20 protein-coding genes are annotated in these 18,307 nt (G+C 55.3%); 11 read left to right on the top strand and 9 right to left on the bottom strand.

All coding sequences use genetic code 11. The annotated features are described in order from the left end of the window. The first annotated feature begins 218 nt into the window (after positions 1-218). Together JKP81_RS09035 and JKP81_RS09030 are read left to right on the top strand one after the other, a co-directional pair. A complete protein-coding gene (locus tag JKP81_RS09035) occupies positions 219-452 on the top strand; it encodes a KTSC domain-containing protein (protein WP_200551465.1) in 234 nt (77 codons plus the stop codon). A gap of 103 nt (positions 453-555) precedes the next feature. Next, complete coding sequence (locus JKP81_RS09030; RefSeq protein WP_017455774.1) at positions 556-654, top strand: YoaK family small membrane protein; 99 nt, start codon at positions 556-558, stop codon at positions 652-654. Here JKP81_RS09030 and JKP81_RS09025 read toward each other — a convergent pair. After that, the gene (locus JKP81_RS09025; protein ID WP_200551464.1) at positions 651-1,892 is read right to left on the bottom strand and encodes an MFS transporter; all 1,242 of its coding nucleotides are present in this window, start codon (positions 1,890-1,892) and stop codon (positions 651-653) included. The genes JKP81_RS09030 and JKP81_RS09025 overlap by 4 nt on opposite strands. Positions 1,893-2,098: 206 nt before the next feature. Here JKP81_RS09025 and JKP81_RS09020 point away from each other — a divergent pair, with 206 nt between their 5' ends. The 3 genes from JKP81_RS09020 to JKP81_RS09010 are packed head-to-tail and all read left to right on the top strand — an operon-like array spanning position 2,099 to position 4,895. After that, on the top strand, positions 2,099-3,103 hold the full coding sequence (locus JKP81_RS09020) for an ABC transporter substrate-binding protein (protein ID WP_200551463.1): 1,005 nt from the start codon (positions 2,099-2,101) through the stop codon (positions 3,101-3,103). Next, on the top strand, positions 3,100-4,140 hold the full coding sequence (locus tag JKP81_RS09015; RefSeq protein WP_200551462.1) for an iron ABC transporter permease: 1,041 nt from the start codon (positions 3,100-3,102) through the stop codon (positions 4,138-4,140). Before JKP81_RS09020 ends, JKP81_RS09015 begins: the two co-directional genes overlap by 4 nt. Then, on the top strand, positions 4,137-4,895 hold the full coding sequence (locus JKP81_RS09010) for an ABC transporter ATP-binding protein (RefSeq protein WP_200551461.1): 759 nt from the start codon (positions 4,137-4,139) through the stop codon (positions 4,893-4,895). Before JKP81_RS09015 ends, JKP81_RS09010 begins: the two co-directional genes overlap by 4 nt. A 45-nt stretch (positions 4,896-4,940) precedes the next feature. On the opposite strand, the gene JKP81_RS09005 is transcribed toward JKP81_RS09010, so the two are convergent. Continuing rightward, the gene (locus JKP81_RS09005; protein WP_200551460.1) at positions 4,941-5,345 is read right to left on the bottom strand and encodes a hypothetical protein; all 405 of its coding nucleotides are present in this window, start codon (positions 5,343-5,345) and stop codon (positions 4,941-4,943) included. Between the two features lies 1 nt (position 5,346). Next, positions 5,347-6,648: a hypothetical protein gene (locus JKP81_RS09000; RefSeq protein ID WP_200551459.1), complete on the bottom strand. Its 1,302-nt coding sequence runs from the start codon at positions 6,646-6,648 to the stop codon at positions 5,347-5,349. A gap of 355 nt (positions 6,649-7,003) precedes the next feature. Here JKP81_RS09000 and JKP81_RS08995 point away from each other — a divergent pair, with 355 nt between their 5' ends. The 3 genes from JKP81_RS08995 (at position 7,004) to JKP81_RS08985 (ending at position 8,806) form a co-directional block, all read left to right on the top strand. Continuing rightward, positions 7,004-7,936, top strand: a complete 933-nt coding sequence (locus tag JKP81_RS08995; protein WP_020456894.1) for a nucleoside recognition domain-containing protein — start codon at positions 7,004-7,006, stop codon at positions 7,934-7,936. 103 nt (positions 7,937-8,039) lie between these two features. Then, positions 8,040-8,390 (top strand): hypothetical protein, encoded by a 351-nt coding sequence (locus JKP81_RS08990; protein WP_200551458.1) that lies wholly within the window; start codon positions 8,040-8,042, stop codon positions 8,388-8,390. 11 nt (positions 8,391-8,401) lie between these two features. Further along, positions 8,402-8,806 (top strand): hypothetical protein, encoded by a 405-nt coding sequence (locus JKP81_RS08985; protein ID WP_200551457.1) that lies wholly within the window; start codon positions 8,402-8,404, stop codon positions 8,804-8,806. A gap of 75 nt (positions 8,807-8,881) precedes the next feature. Here the strand turns inward: JKP81_RS08985 and JKP81_RS08980 are convergent, their stop codons facing one another. The 5 genes from JKP81_RS08980 to JKP81_RS08960 are packed head-to-tail and all read right to left on the bottom strand — an operon-like array spanning position 8,882 to position 14,171. Then, on the bottom strand, positions 8,882-10,396 hold the full coding sequence (locus JKP81_RS08980; RefSeq protein WP_200551456.1) for an ABC transporter substrate-binding protein: 1,515 nt from the start codon (positions 10,394-10,396) through the stop codon (positions 8,882-8,884). Continuing rightward, positions 10,377-11,414 (bottom strand): ABC transporter ATP-binding protein, encoded by a 1,038-nt coding sequence (locus JKP81_RS08975; RefSeq protein ID WP_200551455.1) that lies wholly within the window; start codon positions 11,412-11,414, stop codon positions 10,377-10,379. Before JKP81_RS08975 ends, JKP81_RS08980 begins: the two co-directional genes overlap by 20 nt. After that, positions 11,414-12,394, bottom strand: coding sequence for an ABC transporter ATP-binding protein (locus JKP81_RS08970; protein WP_200551454.1), 981 nt, complete (start codon positions 12,392-12,394; stop codon positions 11,414-11,416). The genes JKP81_RS08975 and JKP81_RS08970 overlap by 1 nt, the downstream gene beginning before the upstream one ends. Beyond that, positions 12,391-13,236 carry an ABC transporter permease gene (locus JKP81_RS08965; RefSeq protein ID WP_200551453.1) on the bottom strand — a complete coding sequence of 282 codons (846 nt, stop codon included), beginning with the start codon at positions 13,234-13,236 and terminating at the stop codon, positions 12,391-12,393. The genes JKP81_RS08970 and JKP81_RS08965 overlap by 4 nt, the downstream gene beginning before the upstream one ends. Further along, a complete protein-coding gene (locus JKP81_RS08960) occupies positions 13,233-14,171 on the bottom strand; it encodes an ABC transporter permease (protein WP_045508744.1) in 939 nt (312 codons plus the stop codon). Before JKP81_RS08960 ends, JKP81_RS08965 begins: the two co-directional genes overlap by 4 nt. Positions 14,172-14,436: 265 nt before the next feature. On the opposite strand from JKP81_RS08960, the gene JKP81_RS08955 reads away from it, so the two are divergent. Further along, positions 14,437-15,192: a LuxR family transcriptional regulator gene (locus JKP81_RS08955; RefSeq protein WP_234455575.1), complete on the top strand. Its 756-nt coding sequence runs from the start codon at positions 14,437-14,439 to the stop codon at positions 15,190-15,192. Positions 15,193-15,276: 84 nt separating this feature from the next. Then, positions 15,277-16,170 carry a proline iminopeptidase-family hydrolase gene (locus JKP81_RS08950; protein ID WP_200551452.1) on the top strand — a complete coding sequence of 298 codons (894 nt, stop codon included), beginning with the start codon at positions 15,277-15,279 and terminating at the stop codon, positions 16,168-16,170. A 52-nt stretch (positions 16,171-16,222) separates the two neighbouring features. Here the strand turns inward: JKP81_RS08950 and JKP81_RS08945 are convergent, their stop codons facing one another. Continuing rightward, a complete protein-coding gene (locus JKP81_RS08945; RefSeq protein WP_200551451.1) occupies positions 16,223-16,759 on the bottom strand; it encodes a helix-turn-helix transcriptional regulator in 537 nt (178 codons plus the stop codon). Between the two features lie 812 nt (positions 16,760-17,571). On the opposite strand from JKP81_RS08945, the gene JKP81_RS08940 reads away from it, so the two are divergent. Beyond that, the gene (locus tag JKP81_RS08940) at positions 17,572-18,273 is read left to right on the top strand and encodes an oligogalacturonate-specific porin KdgM family protein (RefSeq protein WP_200551450.1); all 702 of its coding nucleotides are present in this window, start codon (positions 17,572-17,574) and stop codon (positions 18,271-18,273) included. Positions 18,274-18,307 lie beyond the last annotated feature (34 nt).

Here is an 18,307-nt window from a genome sequence, read left to right as displayed (position 1 = left end):
GGCTACAGTCATGCGGTGAAACGGCCTGCCTGTATCTGATTCACGCCGCGAAACGACGCGCAATGCACATCCCTTTTTGCGCCTGACACACCGTTTTAATAAACGCAGGGTAAACGGCACTGCGCTAAATCCCTGGTCGCAGTGTAAATTTTCCGCGCCGGCTGCCGATAGCAATAGCAGAAGTGCCACTTTGACATTGACGTTGAGCAGAACACATTATGAAAAGACATCCCCTTTCCTGCCGCGCGCTGCGCGCCGCCGGATACGATCCCAACTCCAGCGTACTTGAGCTTGAACACAGCAACGGTCGGGTTGAGCAATATCTTGGCGTGCCGCCCAAAACCTGGCAGGCATTTTTGATGAGCCACGAGCAGGAACACTATTTCCGCGAGCACATCGCCAATAGCTACCTGAAAATTACCGTCGAGCAGGCAAATCACAGCCGTTTTTGACCGCTGAGGAAGTAATTTTTTGCCCGCGTTTGTGCTAACGTTGTCTGCCCGCAGACGATGCGGTTTGGTGCGTGCTCATGCTGCGACAGCGTAACGAGGTGTTATGAGAATTGGTATTGCGTTTCCTATCCTGGTTTTTATTGTCGCCGTCGCCTTTCTGACGTGGTTTATCGCTGGCGGTTACGCCACACCGGGCAGCTAACGCCCGGCGTGGCGCGTCATCGGGCGGCAGATAAATATCATGGCCAGTGCGCTGAGCAACGGGATCAGCGCCAGCCACAGCCAGGCGACACTCGCCGCCGCAGAAGGCGTCAACGCATTATCCAGTTGCCCGCCTAGCAGGAAGTTACCCACCAGCACCGTCACGCCCCCCATTGACGCCAGTGCGCCATAATGCGCGCCAAGGTTCTGGTTATCGGCAAACCACGGCACCAGATCTTTTCCCACCGGAACAATCAACATTTGCCCGAGCGTTAACAGCGTCACCATGCAGGCGGCTGGCACGTAACGCTGCCAGTTTTCCGGCGCGGGTGTCGCGGCAAACAGCGCAACGCTGATAAACGACGCGGCCAGTAGCGCAAACCCCAGCGGCAACATGCGCGCTGCGCCAACACGGCGGGCAAGCCGCGCCAGCGGCATCTGTAACGTGATGATCAGCACCGAGGCCAGCATAAAGAGCGGGCCGAGGGTTTTCTCGCTGCTGCCCGAGCGGCTCAGTTCAACCGGCAACGCCAGATAAAGCTGGTTATAGCTGAACAGATAGGCGCTGTAGGCCACCATAAACGCGACAAAACGCGGTTTGCGAAAGGTCTTCCACCACGGCAGCACATGCAGCGTTTCCGTTTTCCCGTTGCCGCCCGGCAGGCAGAAAAAGAGCACCAGCAGCGCCACGACAAACACGCCCGCCCCGGCCAGCGCCACGCGCTGGAAACCAAAACCGGCAAGCAGCGAACCCAGCAGCGGCCCAAGCACCGTGCCCAGCTCGCCGCAAATGGCGAACAGCGCAAACCACTCCGCGCGGCTGCGTTTTCCCGCTTTTTCACTCTGCGTGCCCGCTTTCGCCAGCAGCGCTTCGATGGACGGAGAAAACAACGCCCCGCCAACACCGGTTAAACAGGCACCCAGCACCACCGGCAGCAACTCCCCGCCAAACGCCAGCAGCAGATACCCGCTTATCCGCACCACACAACCGCACAGAATAATGACCCTTGCGCCAAAGCGGTCGGATAACGCACCGCCTAATAAAAACATTCCCTGCTGCGAGAAAGTGCGCAGGCCGATGATCAAGCCAATCAGCGATCCGGAAAGCAGCAAATCGTCGCGCAAATAGATCGCCAGAAACGGCACTACGGCATAAAAACCGATATTAAAAATCAGCTGGCTCCCCGCGAGCAGGTACGGCGATGTTACTTTCGACGGGGCAGAAATTTGGGCAGGCATGAAGGATCCAGGTCAGCAAAACGCGCAAGGGTCTTTAATACCGGGGAAATTTCCTGCTGGCAACTCTCTTTAATCCCGCACTTTACGCAAGGTTTTTATGGGTAATTCCCCATATTGACAAGGCTCATGCCGCTCGGTATAAGAGCCGCCATAAGAATGATTTGCATTTACAAAACTAATCCTTTCTCAAGGTCATGATGATGCCAATGTTTAAAAAATCGTTGTTTGCGCTGGGTATGTTGTTTGCGGGTTCAGCACTGGCGCAAGCCACCCATTATCCGCTGACCATTGAAAACTGCGGTGTGCAGGTCACGTTCGACAAAGCGCCGCAGCGCGTGGTGGCGCTGGGGCAAAACACGGCGGAAATCATGTTGCTGCTCGGCTTGCAGGACAAAATGGTGGCCAGCGCGTTCTGGCCGACCAAAGTGCTGCCGCAGTTGGCCGCGCAAAATGCCAAAGTGAAAGTGTTAACGGTCGAGATCCCAACACTTGAGTCGATCATTGCCCAGGAGCCAGATTTCGTGGTCGCCCAGTTGCCGATCCTGCTGGGGCCGGATAGCAAAGTGGCGAAGCGCGAAGATTTGTCCGCCATTGGCGCAAACAGTTACCTCTCGCCAGGCGTCTGCGCAACCAAACAGGATAACGGCGATATTTACGGCAGCCGTCATACCCTGTGGAACCCGTCGCTGCTGTACAAAGAGATCAGCGATCTGGCCGAAATTTTAGATGTGCAGGATCGCGGCGAAAAGCTGATTGCCGGGTTCAAACAGCGTGAAGACGCGCTGCGCAGCACGTTCGGCCACGGCAAGAAAAACCTGTCATTTGTCTTCTGGTTCTCCAGCGCGTCGCCCTCGGCGGACGCCTATGTCGGCGGCAAGAACAGTGCTTCCGGTTATATCGCCAACCTGCTGGGCGGACACAGCGCTATCACCTCAGAAAGCGAGTGGCCGACGCTCAGCTGGGAAAGCATTATTGCTTCTAACCCGGACGTGATTGTTGTCTCGAGCCTCGATCGCAACCGCTGGGCGCTGGACAGCGCGGAAGAGAAGATCAAATTCCTGAAAAGCGATCCGGCGGTCAGCCAGCTTGAGGCGGTGAAAAAAGGCCATATCGTGGTAATGGATGGCCAGGCGATGAACCCGACTATCCGCACGTTCTACGGCGCAGAACAAGTGGGCGCGCAACTGGAGAAGCTGGGGCTGGATAAATGACCACGCCCTCACCGGCTGCGCTTAAAAAAGCACAGCACGCGGTACTCTTGCTGTTATCGCTGTTGCTGCTCGGGCTGGTGATTGCCGTCAGCGTTGGCGTCGGCGAACTGGCTATTCCGCTCAGAACCACCTTTTACGCCGTCAGCAATAAACTGGGGCTGACCAGTGAGCCGCTGAACCGCATCCATGAAACGGTGATTTGGGATTTCCGCTTAAGCCGCGCGCTGGTTGCCGCCTGCTGCGGCGCCGGGTTAGCGATTTGCGGCGCGGTGCTGCAAAGCCTGCTGAAAAACGCGCTGGCAGAACCTTATGTGCTGGGCGTGTCAGCCGGGGCATCCACCGGCGCGGTGTCGGTAGTGGTGTTAGGTCTTGGCGCGGGCGCGGTGTCGCTCTCCGCCGGGGCATTTGTTGGCGCGTTTGCCGCCTTTTTGTTTGTCGCCGTGTTAACCAACGGCGCGCGCGGCGGCAATGAACGCACCATTCTCGCCGGTGTCGCGGCTTCCCAGCTTTTCAACGCCATCACCGCGTACAGCATCAGTACTTCCGCCAGCGCCCAGCAAGCGCGGGATGTGATGTTCTGGCTGCTGGGCAGTTTCAGCGGCGTGCGCTGGCCGGAATTCCAGCTGGTGTTAGTCGTGGTTATTGTTGGCCTGCTGGCGTGCCTGTATCACGCCAAAGCGCTGGACGCCTTTACCTTTGGCGATGACGCTGCCGCTTCGCTGGGTATTCCAGTGGGCGCGGTACGTTTGATTCTCTTTTCCGTTACCGCGCTCATCACCGCCACCATTGTCAGCATGGCGGGTTCCATTGGCTTTGTGGGTCTCGTGGTACCGCATGTGATGCGCTATTTCATTGGGCCGCTGCATCGCCAGTTGCTGGTGGCGTGTGCGATGGCCGGTGCGATTTTGATGGTGCTGGCGGATATTGCCTCGCGCACGCTGATTGCGCCGCAAAGCCTGCCAGTTGGCGTGGTTACCGCGCTGGTGGGTGTGCCGTTCTTCGCGGTTATTCTCTATCGCTCAAGGAGATTCGCATGAGTATCAGCGCCAAAAATCTCTGCTGGCGGGCAGGGAAAAAAACCATCGTCGATAACGTCTCGCTTGAGGTTGCAAAAGGCCAGACGCTGGGCCTGCTGGGGCCGAATGGTTCAGGGAAATCCTCGCTGCTGCGTATTCTCGCCGGGCTGCGCCGCCCGGATGACGGCAGCGTGATGCTGGATGGTCGCGATGTCGCAACGCTGAGAAAAAAAGCGCTGGCGCAGCGGGTGGCGTTTGTTGAGCAGCATGCGGCGACGGAAGCCAATATTCGCGTGCGCGATGTGGTGAAGCTGGGGCGCATTCCGCACCACTCGCCGTTTAGCCCGTGGTCGCACAGTGATGATGAGATAGTCACGGCAGCGCTTGAGCGCGTGGGCATGCTGGAACACAGCGAGCAGGGCTGGCAAAGCCTCTCCGGCGGCGAACGCCAGCGGGTGCATATTGCCCGCGCGCTGGCGCAAGCGCCGAGCGAGATTTTGCTCGACGAGCCTACCAACCATCTCGACATTCATCATCAAATGCAGTTAATGCGTCTTATCAGCGAACTGCCGGTTACCAGCATTGTCGCGATCCATGATTTGAACCATGCGGCCATGTTCTGCGATGCGCTGATCGTGATGCAAAAAGGGCAGATTGTGGCGCGCGGCACGCCGGATGAGGTGCTCACGGAAGCAATGTTGTCCGAAGTATTTCAGGTACGGGCGCGCATTGAGATCTCACCCGATCACGGCAAAAAACATATTCACTTTTTGTGAAAAGCTTTGCGCCAGAACGTAGCACTGTTCTGGCGCAAAACAGGCTTACAGATCGATAACGTTGCGGCTGTCCTGCAATGTCGCATGTAACGATTTCAGCGATACCACTGAAGATTGCTGGGTGATAGCCACAATTGCGCCTAACGATTTATCTAACAGTTCCAGATTGTTCGTTTCCAGCGCCTTATCCAGCACGGCAAACGTCTGAGTAAGTGAAGTCTGGCGCAGCGTGAAATCCTGATTCAACGCCTGCAACAACACCTCTTTTTGCGCCTGAATCCGCGCAATTTGTACTTCGGTCTCCTGGGTGATTTGATGGCGAGCCGTTTCCTGCTCCGCACGGTATTTTTGTAAATCACGCCAGGCGTCAAAAATCTCTTTCGCCGCCGATGCCGCTTGTAACGGCGACGCTTTTGCCGCCACTTTCGAGGCGTTAAACAGTGCTTTCATATTATGCCCACCAGAATAAATACGCTGCGTAGCCCAGCAGGGCCAGAATACCCGTCCCTACCAGACCTGAACTGTCAAAATTAAACAGACGACCTAACGCCCCGGAAAAACCGGTGAAACTGAACAAAAAGGCGACAAGCGAGGTGTAAGTCCACGCAATGCTGTGCAGATAATATCCCAGCGCGCCAAAAAGAAGGCACAGCACCATCCACAGCAGAAACGAAGGTTCATCATCGGCAGTGGCTTTGCGCCGCTGGCTGTCAGCCAGCCAAAAATAGAGCGCGCTCTGCTCGCCAGGTGCGAGAGACGAGACATCGCTGGCCGTTGTCAGTGGTGCATTTGCAGCAATCAGGTTTGTCACCAGCGTATTCACACGCTCCTCGGTGAAGGCTTGCGCATGGGAAACCACCTTCACGGATTCCGGCGTCGGGCTATTTTGATCGTCTACCAGACGTATCGCCAGCAACTGTTTCATCGCTTTTACCAGCAGCACGGTCTGGAGCTTCAGGAAAACGACACGCTCATGCGCAACGTTGGTTGAGAGTGCCTGATCCAGCATCTGGTAACTGGTCTTCAGGCGCTGAGCAATGCCTTCAATGGTCGAGGCATACAGCGAAATATGCTGATTAATGGCCTGCGCCACTTCGATCACCGCATTGATTTTTGCCACTTCCTTGTTAACCGCACTGCGATATTCATACGCTTCGGTCAGCTTTTTTTCCGCATTCTGGCTGTATTTCATCATCGCGAAAATGGCGACCGGAGCCAGCACAATGCCGCCCAGTACCATGGTGCCGCTGGCGATCCCTGCGCCACCGGCAGAAAGCGCGCCGCCGCCAAACCAGGCCAGCGTGGCGTTACTGGCAGCTGCGCCAGAAAGCGAGGCGATCGCCGTGCCGGTAGACGCTGCGCCAAACGTCGAAACCGCACTCATTGAGCCAAGCGCCAGCGCCGCGCCGGTCGCGGTCCCTTTCACTCCGGTGCCAATGATTTCGGTCATTTTTACCGACTGGGTTTGCAACTGCGGCGCGTCGTAACGGGCAAAATTATCTAACACGTCCTGCGAAACTTTGGTCTCCAGCCGGTTAACTTTTTGGCATTTTTCCAGTACGGACAAGGCATCCGGGATAATGTCATCCGCGTAGCGTTGCTTTTGATCGAGCAGCGTGTTGATGAGCGTTGACGATGCATTTCTGGCTTCTTCCAGCCCCTCTTCCGCCAGCCGCGCTTTAAAACGCGCATCCACCACAATCTCTTCAGCTTCTTTTTTTTGCTTGTGTGCTTTAAAAATATTCAGTCCCATCGGCAACCTCGAAAGAATCCTGTTCCGCCCTATGCATGAAACTACGTTCCAGAAAACGTTATCGGCACCGTGAGACGATCGTTAAGTGAAATTTTCTTTGCGCTCAAACGGATAATTTCACCACACAGATTTTTGGCCTGATTTCGGCTGTTTTACTCAGTGTGACGAAGTTATATTTTTCGTTTTCAGCAGGATGCCATCTTTCATGCTGGTTTATCGCGGTTTCTGGTAAATCATGGCGCACGGAAAAAACCGTCGGTGAAGGAAGAAAATAAGTAAATACAATGGGGTGAAAGCGGCGGTCAAACCGTTGCCGGGTGTACTATATCGGTGAAAACATTCACCGGAGTCAGTAATGAATATCATTGAAATCATCATGTCGGCGGGCAAGGTTTCCGTAGATGTTGCGTTGTACACCTTGCTGCCCATCATGGTGGTGATGCTCATCATGATGAAATACCTGGAGGAGAAAGGGGTTTTAGATGGCATCGTGCGCCTCACCTCCCCCGTGCTGAAACCTTTTGGTATCAGCGGAATGGGGATTTTCGCCCTTATCCAGCTCAACTTTGTTAGTTTCGCCGCCCCTCTCGCCGCCCTGGCGATTATGGAAAGAAGAGGCACCTCCGACCGCCATCTCGCCGCCACGCTGGCGATGTTATTCGCGATGGGACAGGCCAACGTCTTTTATCCGCTCACGCCGTTCGGCCTGCACTGGGGAATGGCGATTGTGATTTCGCTTATCGGCGGGCTTGCTGCCTCCACGCTGACCTATTATGTGTCGGGGCGAAAACTCTCCGCTGCCAGCCTGCGCGACGAAGAGGGGGAATTGCACCAGGATAAACCGCGCGCGGGTTTGATTGCAGTGATTAATGGTGCCGGGGCAGATGCCATTCGTTTGTCGCTGGGTTCGCTGCCAATGCTGCTGCTGTCGTTAACGGTGGTGGGGTTATTGAAAGCCGCAGGCGTCGTGGAAGCCTTAACCACCCTGCTCACGCCGCTGCTGTCGTTTTTCCATATTTCCACGGTGTATGTGTTGCTGGCGTTAACCAAATGTCTGGCGGGCGGGACGGCGTATTTTGGCGTGGCGTCCGAAATGGTGCAGCACGGGCAGTTAACGGCTGAGCAAATTAACGCCTCGGCAGGCTTTCTGGTGCAGACGCTGGACTTGCCCGGTATCGGCATTTTTCTCGGCATCGCCAGCCGCTTTGTGCGCCTGTTCCGTTTTGCGCTGCCGGGCGCAATTGTCGGGATACTGGTGCGCACCGTCTTGCATACGGTGATGTTTTAACGCCATAGCGGAAAAGCCATTTCTGCTATATACATTCCATATAGATCTTTCGTTACAAGGTCTATATACTTTGTATATAGTTTATGGGTCAGAGAGGTCAGTCATGACAGTAAGCGTAGCCGTATCGAGCATGTCCACAGCGGCAAAACGCGGTGGTAAGCCAGCGCGTAAAGAGGCGAAAAAAACAAATGCGCCGAAAAAGTTTCTTTTCCAGTTACGTCCACGCGATAACGAATTCGGTGTGAGCGAAGAGACTTTCTTGCGTTTAATGGATGAACTGGCGTTGAACCAAACTGAACTGGTTCATAAGGCGCTGCGTAATCTGGCTAAAGAGGTTTTGCCCGCTTATGAGCCCGATGACGGGCCGCTATCTGATGCGCAGCACATTGCGATTCAGAAAAAATCAGGCCTCGACATTAGCGAGAGCGATCTGGACTCCCCATTATTTAAATAAGCAGGAAGCTTATGGCCACACATTACCTCCCTCTTCCCATCGCGGGAGATATTATCTGGTGTAAATTTCCTCAGGATGAAGATCTGGGCAATCCGGGGCCAAAACCGCGCCCCGGACTTATTCTGAATGCCTTTCCTGATATCCACGCCGTGCTTATTACTTACGGAACGTCACAACATACGGGACCTGACGAGATTTTCCCCGGCGAATTTGTTATAGACGACCAACTGGACACTGCAGGGTTGAGCAAAGCGACAAAATTCGATTTGAACAGGCTACAAAAATTGCCATTCAATACGGACTGGTTTGGTATTGCTCCTGGTGTAGAAAGGAAAAGCCCCTTGCCGAAAATGGGCGTCATACCGCCAATTTTCATGTCTCCCATGCGAGCGGCCTGGGCAAAACGCAAAAAGTAACCGCGTTATTTCGTAAACGTTCACAGCGGCGTACTCAGCATGCCGGGTGTCGCAATGCGCACCCGGCAGCCTGTTCTAGTTTTTCACTGTATCTTCGAGGAAGAAACGTCCCAGCGGATTCTGATAGAAACCTTCAATATTCTTCCGGGTCACATTGCGGTATGGGCTGTAGTAGAGATCGATCCAGTTCACATCAGCTTTCGCCATTTTTTGCAGCTCGATATACATCTGTTCGCGTTTTTTCGCGTCCATTTCGACACGCGCCGCCGCCACCAGTGCTTTCACTTTGTCGTTCTTATAACGCGTCATGTAGTTCATGTTCGCATCATGACCAAGCACAAACGTGGTCTTTTGATCCGGGTCGAGAATGTCGTTGGTCCAGTACATCACGGAAATATCGTACTCACCGGCCACCAGCATGTCCCAGCTTTGGCTCGGGTCGACTTTCTGCAAGTTAACCTTCACGCCCGCTTTCGCCAGCTGCTGTTGCAGCAAAATGGCGATTTGCTCATCCACTTCATCCCCGGCGTTAACCACATAATTCAGCGTCAGATCGCCCGCGCCCGCCGCTTTCAGCATCTGTTTCGCTTTTTCTGGATCGTAGGGGCGACGCAGGTTGTCGTTGTAGTGATAAAGCGCACCGGCCGGAATATAGGAATTCGCCACCTGACCGTAACCGAAGGTCACGGTTTTGACAATCGCGTCTTTATCGATGGCAAAATCCAGTGCCTGGCGCACCTCCACTTTGCCGAGCGCGCCGTGCGAATGGTTGATAAGCAGATGATCTTCGCGGGTTGATGGATCCAGCTCCACCTTCAGGTTGCTGTCTTTTTGCAGCGAGGCGATGCGTGAGAACGGCACCGTCAGCGCGGCATCCAGTTCGCCGGCCTGTACTTTCAACATGCGCGTGTTGTCATCCGGGATGGTCAGCCAGTCCACTTCATCAAGGCTGACATTTTTTGCCTGCCAGTAATTCGGGTTCTTCACCAGCACGATTTTTTCGCCGCGCACCCACTCTTTTACGCTGAACGCGCCGGAACCGACCGGTTTTTCCGCAAAGGTTTCTTCGCCTTCGCTTTTCAGCGCTTTCTCGGAGATAACCGACGCGTTCGGCAGCGCCAGTTGCGACAGGAACGGCGCAGATGGCGATTTCAGCGTCACCACCAGCGTGCGCGCATCCGGTGCTTCGGCTTTATCGATAATGCTGTACGAGTCGCGCCAGAGCGATCCTTCATCACTACGAATGCGCAGCAGGCTGAAGGCGGCATCGCTGGCGCTTACTGGCGTGCCATCAGAGAATTTGGTATCGCGGATTTTAAAGGTGTAGACCTTGCCATCCGGAGAAATGGTCCAGCTTTCTGCCACGCCTGGTTCCAGTTTGGTGCCGGTTTTATCAACGCGCACCAGCGGATCAAAAACGTTGGAAAAAACCCAGTTATCCGCGTTCTGCGCCGATTTGATCGGATCAAACGTGGTGCTGTCTTCCCGACGACCAATCGTCAGAACGCCAGCCGCCTGCGCCATTTCACTGACCACACTGAGCGCCAGAAAAACGCTGGCTGCCAACAACTTAACTTGCTTGTGCTTCATCAAAGGATCCCTCAGTCAAAGGAAAAACACTCTTCTCGCCTGCGTGCGTCAGCACACAGGTCCAGGCGTGATCGGCAATCTGCCGGGTCGGGGGTAATGCGCCGGTGCGGCACTGCACCTGCGCGTAAGGGCAGCGCGGATGAAAGGCGCAACCTTGTGGAATGGCAACCGGGCTCGGCGGCTCGCCCGCGAGCGTCTCCTGCGGCAACGGTTTATCCGGGTCGATTTCCGGGATGGCGGAAACCAGCGCGGCGGTATAGGGGTGGCGCGGATGGGTAAAGACGGCTTCTGCGGGGCCTTCTTCGACGATCCGCCCGAGGTACATCACCGCCACCCGATCGCACAGGCGGCGCACAATCGCCAGATCGTGGGCGATAAACAGGATCGCCAGCCCCATTTTTTCGCGCAGATCCATCAGCAAATTGACGATCTGCCCCTGAATGGAGACATCCAGCGCCGCCACGCACTCATCGGCGACGATCAGCCGGGGTTCGATCGCCAGCGCCCGCGCAATACCTGCCCGCTGGCACTGACCGCCGCTCAGTTGGCCGGGCTTGGCTGCGGCGTGTTCCGGGCGCAAGCCGACCAACGTCAGCAGCTCTTCGACGCGTGCGCTAATCCGGTTGCGCGGCACCTTCTGGTGGACGCGCAGCACTTCGCTGATGCTCTCACCTATCGTCTGGCGGGGGTTAAGCGAGGCGAACGGATCCTGAAAAATCATCGCCGTTTGCAGACGCAGCCGCGCGATGTCGCTTTTCAGACCGTGAGTAACGCGGTGACCGTCGAAACGCACTTCACCATCAGTGATCTTTTCAAGCTGTAACAGCGCCCGCCCCAGCGTACTTTTGCCGCTGCCGGATTCGCCCACTAATCCCAGCGTTTCGCCCGCGTGGATTTTGAGCGTCACCTGGTTTACCGCGTGGACCACGCGTTTTTTGCTGAGCAGCCCGCCGGAAACCGGAAACGTGACCGAGACGTTATCCGCTTCCAGCAAAGGCCAGTTTGCCGGTGTCGACATTATCCCTCCCGCTGAGTCAGTGGCTGTAAGGCGTGATGGCACGCCGCCGCGTGCGTCAGGCTGTCGCGCCCGAACAGTAACGAAGGCTGCTGCTGGCATGCGCTGCTCGCCTGCGGGCAACGCGGGTGAAAGCGGCAGCCGGTCGGGAAGCTCCCCGCCAGCGGCGGTTGCCCATTGATGGTGACCAGCCGTCCCTGCCCGCCTTCGCTGGAGGGCTGGCAATCAATCAACCCGCGCGTGTACGGGTGCAGCGGCTGCGCCAGCACTTCGCGCTTGCCGCCCACTTCACATAAACGCCCACCGTACATCACCGCAATGCGATCGCAGGTTTGCGCCACCACGCCAAGATCGTGGGTGATCATCACCACCGCCAGGCCTAACTGCTCGCGCAGGGTGCTGAGCAAACGCAGGATCTGCATCTGCACGGTGACATCCAGCGCAGTGGTCGGCTCATCGGCTATCAGCAGCGACGGTTCCGGCGCCAGCGCCACGGCAATCATCGCGCGCTGGCGCATGCCGCCGGAAAACTCGTGCGGGTAGTTGTTAATGCGGTTTTGCGGATCGGGAATGCCCACCTGGCGTAGCAGCTCTTTGGCATCCTCTTTTGCCTGCCGACGGTTAACGCCGAAATGCAGGCGGCGGCTTTCAGCAATCTGCTCGCCAATGGTCATGACCGGGTTTAAGTGGCTGGCCGGGTTCTGGAAAATCATGCCTATTTCCCGTCCGCGTACGGCCGACATCTGCGCTTCGCTAAGCGACAACAGATCGCGCCCGCCAAACCACACTTCTCCGCCACTAATCGTCAATCCCTGCCCCGGCAACAGACGCATTAATGCCCGGCAGGTTACGGTTTTTCCGGAACCACTCTCGCCCACCAGCCCCAGCATCTCCCCGGCCTGTAGCCGGAAAGAGACCTTATCCACCAGCGCGCAATCATCCCCACGGGAAATGGTCAATTGCGAGACGTTTAGTAAGCTCATACGCGCGCTCCCAGTTTGTCGCCAAGACCATCCGCCAGCAGGCTGAAACCCATTGCCAGCAGAACAATCGCCAGCCCCGGAAAGGTGGTGATCCACCAGGCGGTGGTGATAAAACTCTGCCCTTCCGCCACCATCACGCCCCATTCGGCCGTCGGCGGTTGTACGCCGAGACCGAGGTAGCTCACCGCCGCGCCGTTTAACAGCACCAGCACGCAATCCGACATGGAAAACACCAGCGCGCCGGTCATGGCGTTAGGCAGCAAGTGGCGAAACAGAATGCGAGCATGACCATAGCCGAGGCTGCGCGCCGCCAGCACAAAATCACGCTGCTTGAGAGTTAATACCTGCGCCCGCACCAGCCGGGCATAAGAGACCCAGCCGACCATCGCCATCGCGATGTAAAAGCTGCCAAGACCCGGCCCGAGAATGGCAATAATCGCCAGCATCAATACCAGAAACGGGAACGCCAGCACGATGTCGATAATGCGCATAATCAGCGCATCCACCGCGCCGCCCAGGTAACCCGACAGCGCACCGAGTGTGGTGCCGAGCAGAAACGGGAAGATAACGCCCAGCAGGCAGATTTGCAGATCCACCCGCGCGCCCCACAGCACACGAGAAAAGATGTCGCGGCCAAAGTTGTCCGTGCCAAACAGATGTGCGCCTCCCGGTGGCAGCAAGCTGGCGGTCGCATCCTGGGTGATCGGATCAAACGGCGCCAGCCACGGGGCGCATAACGCGACGCACAGCCACAAGCCAACAATCAACAGCCCAACGCCCAGGGCATGCTGCTGTGGAATAGCGCGGCGACGTAACACGGTCAGTACGCTGATGGCGCTCATAGTTTCACCCTCGGATCCAGCGCCACCGTCAGTATGTCGGCCAGCAAGTTGACGGCGACCGTGGCAAGGGCAAATACCATCACCACGCCCTGCACCACCATGTAGTCACGGCTGAAAATCGCTTTTACCAGCAGTTGCCCCAGTCCCGGAATGGCAAACACGCTTTCAATCACCACCGTGCTGCCAATCAGCCAGCCGATATTCACCGCCAGCAGGTTTAGCGTCGGCACCAGGGAGTTGGGTAACACATGTCGCCAGAAGATGCGGTTTTCCCGCTGCCCGCGCGCTCTGGCGGCCATTACGTAATCGCTGCTCATCTCCATCAGCAGGCTGGCGCGCAGGTTGCGGATCAGCACCGCCGACAGCGCCAGCGCGACGGTCAGACACGGCAGCACCATGTGGTGCAACTGGTCGGCAAAATCGCTGCCGTAACCGGAAACCGGGAACCAGCCCAGCACCACGCTAAAAACAATGATCATCATGATGCCCAGCCAGAAGGCGGGGAAACCGAGGCCGGCGGTGGTGAACAGGCGAATAAGCTGGTCGGCGATGCGCCCACGCTGACGCGCCGCCAGCGCTGCCAACGGCACCGTAAAGATGACCGCCAGCAGCACGCTGCCAAGCACCAGCCACAAAGTAGGTTCAAGGCGGGAGTTAATCAGTTTTAGGGTATCGATGCGGTAGACGATCGATTTTCCCAGCTCTCCCTGCACCAGATTGCGCAGAAAGTAGCCATACTGTACCCACAGGGGTTCATCCAGCCCGAATTGCGCACGGATCCGTGCCAGTGCCGCTGGCGTGCTGCGCACACCAAGCAGGATGCGCGCCGGATCGCCGGGGATCGCGCGCACCATCGCAAACGTGATGATGCTTATTCCCAACAGTACCGGCAGTAGCTGCAATGGCCGGAATAACAGAAAACGGTAACGGTGCATCAGCATTCTCCTGTGGTGCATGCGGGGTCGTAAGGTTAAAAAAACGCCTCGCGATGGTGCGCCACTCCCCTGGTTATCTGCGCCCGGCCTTGTTTGTCGGGCGTTTTCTTTACGCTAGCGGCATCCATGGAAGCTGGGTAGTTAGCAAAAATACTAGTTTTGCCTCTCCCGCGTGACGGCACCGGAATTGCATGCCTTTATCATTCCACGGGAGAGGTTTGCACAAAGCGTGCCCGTGGCGCGGCACCGTCAACCATGAGGGGGAATGATGCGAATAAACATTGAAAACCCTGCTGCTGCCAATGCCAGCAGGCTTGAGGAGGCGTTTGCCGGGCTATTTACCCAGACGCAGGCGCTGGGTTTTGACGCGGTGATTTATGACTACACACCGGTTCCGCGCTCGCTGGAAGGGGCGCTTATTACCCCGTCTCTGCTGGAGATGCGTAACGTACCGGAGGATATGCGTCGCCTCTGGTGCGAGCGCGGTTACTACCAGGTCGACCCGGTGCAGCACTTCGCACTGGAGAGTTGCGCGCCGTTTGTCTGGTCTTATCAACGCCCGGACAGCGGGGCGCTGCATGGCAGGCTGGATGATAACGCCCAGGAAGTGACGCATTACATGCGCGACCACAATATGCCCTGCGGTGCCACAGTGCCGCTGCATTTGCCGCACGGTGGGTTTGTCACCCTGACCGGCATTGTCGCCAGCCAGCAGCAAGCGCGTGATATCAGCGACACGCTGGCGCAATTAACCTTTATCGCCCACCGCTTTCAGGAGTCTGCCTTCCCGCTGTTTGACGCCTCAATGCTCACGTGCCGCCATGTCAAATTGAGCAACCGCGAGCGCGAGTGCCTGGCGTGGTCAGCTGAAGGATTAACGGCGAAAGAGATTGCCCGCAAGCTGCACCGATCGGTGGCAACCGTGACGCTGCATCTGAATACGGCAGCGAAAAAACTTGGCGCGACCAACCGCGTACAGGCGGTGGTGCGTGCGCTGCACTACCGTCTGCTCGACAGCTAATAACTAGCAATTTTGCTAGTGTTCAGCGCCGCCTTCGGCGTTCTACCCTGAAAGCCAGTTCACTTAACAGGGTAGACGTCAACTATGTATACCATTCGCGAAGGCTACGTTCCCTTCCGGGAGTATCAGACCTGGTTTCGCATCTGCGGCGATCTGCAAAACGGGCAGACGCCGCTGGTGGTGGCCCACGGCGGCCCCGGCTGCACCCACGATTACGTTGATGCGTTCAAAGATATTGCTGAAACCGGGCGTGCGGTGATCCACTACGATCAAGTGGGTAATGGCCGTTCAACCCATCTGCCGGATAAAAGCCCCGATTTCTGGCAACCCGGCCTTTTTCTTGATGAGCTCAACCATCTGCTGCAAGCGCTGGAAATTGCCGATAACTACGCGCTGCTCGGCCAGTCCTGGGGCGGCATGCTGGCGGCAGAACATGCGGTGACACAGCCGCAGGGGCTAAAAGCGATGGTGATCGCCAACTCACCAGCCTCGATGGCGCTGTGGCTGGAGGGTGCGGCGAAACTGCGCGCGCAGTTACCGCCGGATGTGCAGGACACGTTGTTAACCCACGAGGCGGCGGGCACGGTGGATAGCGCAGAGTATAAAGCGGCAAGCCAGGTATTTTATCAGCGCCATGTGTGCCGGCTCGACCCGTGGCCTGCGGAGGTGCAACGCACCTTTGACGCCATGGAAGCTGATCCTACCGTTTACCACGCGATGAATGGCCCCACCGAATTCCACGTCATTGGCAGTATGAAAAACTGGACGATTATCGACCGGTTAAAGCAAGTGCGCGTGCCAACCTTGTTGATTTCCGGGCGTTACGACGAAGCCACGCCGGAAGTGGTGCAACCCTTCAAAGACCATATTACCGGGGCGCAGTGGGTGATTTTTGAATCCTCAAGCCATATGCCCCATGTCGAAGAGCGGCCGTTGTGCATGAAGACCGTCAGCGACTTTTTACTGGCCACATGCTGAGGCTGTTTGCCCACACCAGGTTGTGTTGTTAAGCGCCGGCCAGGCGCTTTTTTTATGCGCGCATTGCGGTGTAGAGCGAACAAAGCGCCTGCAAACTTTTGGTGCCGGTGCGCTTCATTAAACCGTTGCGCTGCACACTGACGGTAGTCGGGCTGACACCGCGAATGCGAGCGATATCCTCAACCGAATATCCACGCAGCAGCAGGCGCATAATTTGCTGTTCGGCGGTGGTGAATTTAAACGCGCCGTGGCTGTAACCCGGCTGCTGATTCTGTGCAGATAACAAGCTCATCACTTCCAGCGCCTGACGCAACTCTTCGACGCGTAACCTTTCGGCCAGACAGAGTTTCACAAGGCCCGGGAAAAGTAGCGACAGCGAGTCAAAATGGCGTTCTGAGGAGATAAAAATAGAGTAGTGCGCGGGCGGACGGGAGAAAAACAGCGAATACATTTCCATGATGTCCATTCCCGTGGTGACATATATGGCGGGTTCACCACTGCAAAAACGGCTACCCTTTTCCCTGCTAAGTTGTCTGAGTATTTTCTCAATACCATAAATGAAAAGGCGATCCTTCCCGTAGATAGTCATGTAGGTACTCCAGAGGGTAATGTTTTATTATTTTCCTCTCCGCTAACGGAGGCATGGTCTTTTTTCCTGAATGTGCGGGATGTGTTCAGTCAGATCAAGCGTGATGCTGGCTCGTTTAATGTTTGTTTAGTTTGCGACAACATAAATCACCCTGATTTTCCTTTCCGTACTCTCCCTGATGCGACCAGTGTATTGCATTTTGTGTCAAATGTTCGCTTTTTATTCCAGGAATAAATTTATTCCGCTATTTATTTACCACACTAAAGCGTACGAAACCACATACATACACTCTTGTATGTAGTTATCTTATTCATTTGATTTTAAATGATTTTATGCAATTAAGATTATCTTTATAACCGACAAAATATTAATTTTCATTCTACTTTTAAATGTTCGATCTCAGTCTCAAAACACTATTTCAAAATGTGTAAAAGTCCGTTCCACTTGATAGGATGAAGATATCTTGATGCAGACAAAACCGTATTTTGTGTGGTGAATCCCCCTAAGCGGAGGGGTCATGCTGATATGAGGTTATTCTCAATAAAGTTTCATTTTTATGGACGGATTGAGGCGATCGGCACTCAATTCACCGGGAGGCACCCGGCACCACACGCCACTTTAAAAGGAATGTTAGCGTTGCTGTTGTGATCAGTAATAACGGCTTCGAAACTATATCCGGCATAATTATTATGCTTGCTAATTATATCAACCTGCACTGAGAGTGAATTAACCATTCCTCTTTGAATTAAAGCTATCTGCATTTTTCGCAGAGAACATCTTGTACCTTTTGACTATAAATAATAGGGGATATTATGTTGCGCACTTTGTTATTAGTTACTGTACCTTTTATCAGTATTGCCGCTCAGGCGGTAACATTTGATTATCGTCATGAATTAAATGATAGCGGCGGTAATAACCACAAAGATCGTTTATTAATGTCGCATCGCTTTGCTAATGGTTTTGGTTTATCACTGGAAGGCAAATGGAAAGGTTCGCAAAATAAAGATAAGGCGTACCACGAGACGGTAAGTAATGGTACTGAAGTGGTGGCCAGCTACGTCTATAAAATTAATCCCACCTTCCAGATCGAGCCGGGTTTCTCACTCGACAGTAGCTCCACAGCGAACAACTATCGCCCGTACCTGCGCGGCAAAGTGAACTTGAGCAATGACGTTGGCGCAACGCTGCGCTACCGCCCGTACTTCAAACGTAACTCCAACAATATCGGCACGGCAAAAGACACCAGCGAAAACGGCTATAACCTTACTGCCGCCGTATCGTGGAAAATTTTCGGTGATTACCAACTCGATTACGAACTGGATTACAAACACGCCACATCCGCTGGCGTGCTGATTGCAGATAATGAAAACTACGACTGGACGCACGATCTCAAACTGACATACAAACTTGATAAAAACTGGTCTCCGTATATTGCTGTGGGCAACGTTTCCGGCAGCAAATATACCGATGAGCGTCAGACCCGTTATCGTGTCGGTGTGAAATATAATTTCTGATAAATAATTTTAGGGTAGCAAACATAAATAAGGG

It is taken from the genome of Kosakonia sp. LAM2021, assembly GCF_016620385.1.
GTDB lineage: Bacteria > Pseudomonadota > Gammaproteobacteria > Enterobacterales > Enterobacteriaceae > Kosakonia > Kosakonia sacchari.
This window is presented reverse-complemented; position numbering and strand designations above follow the sequence as displayed.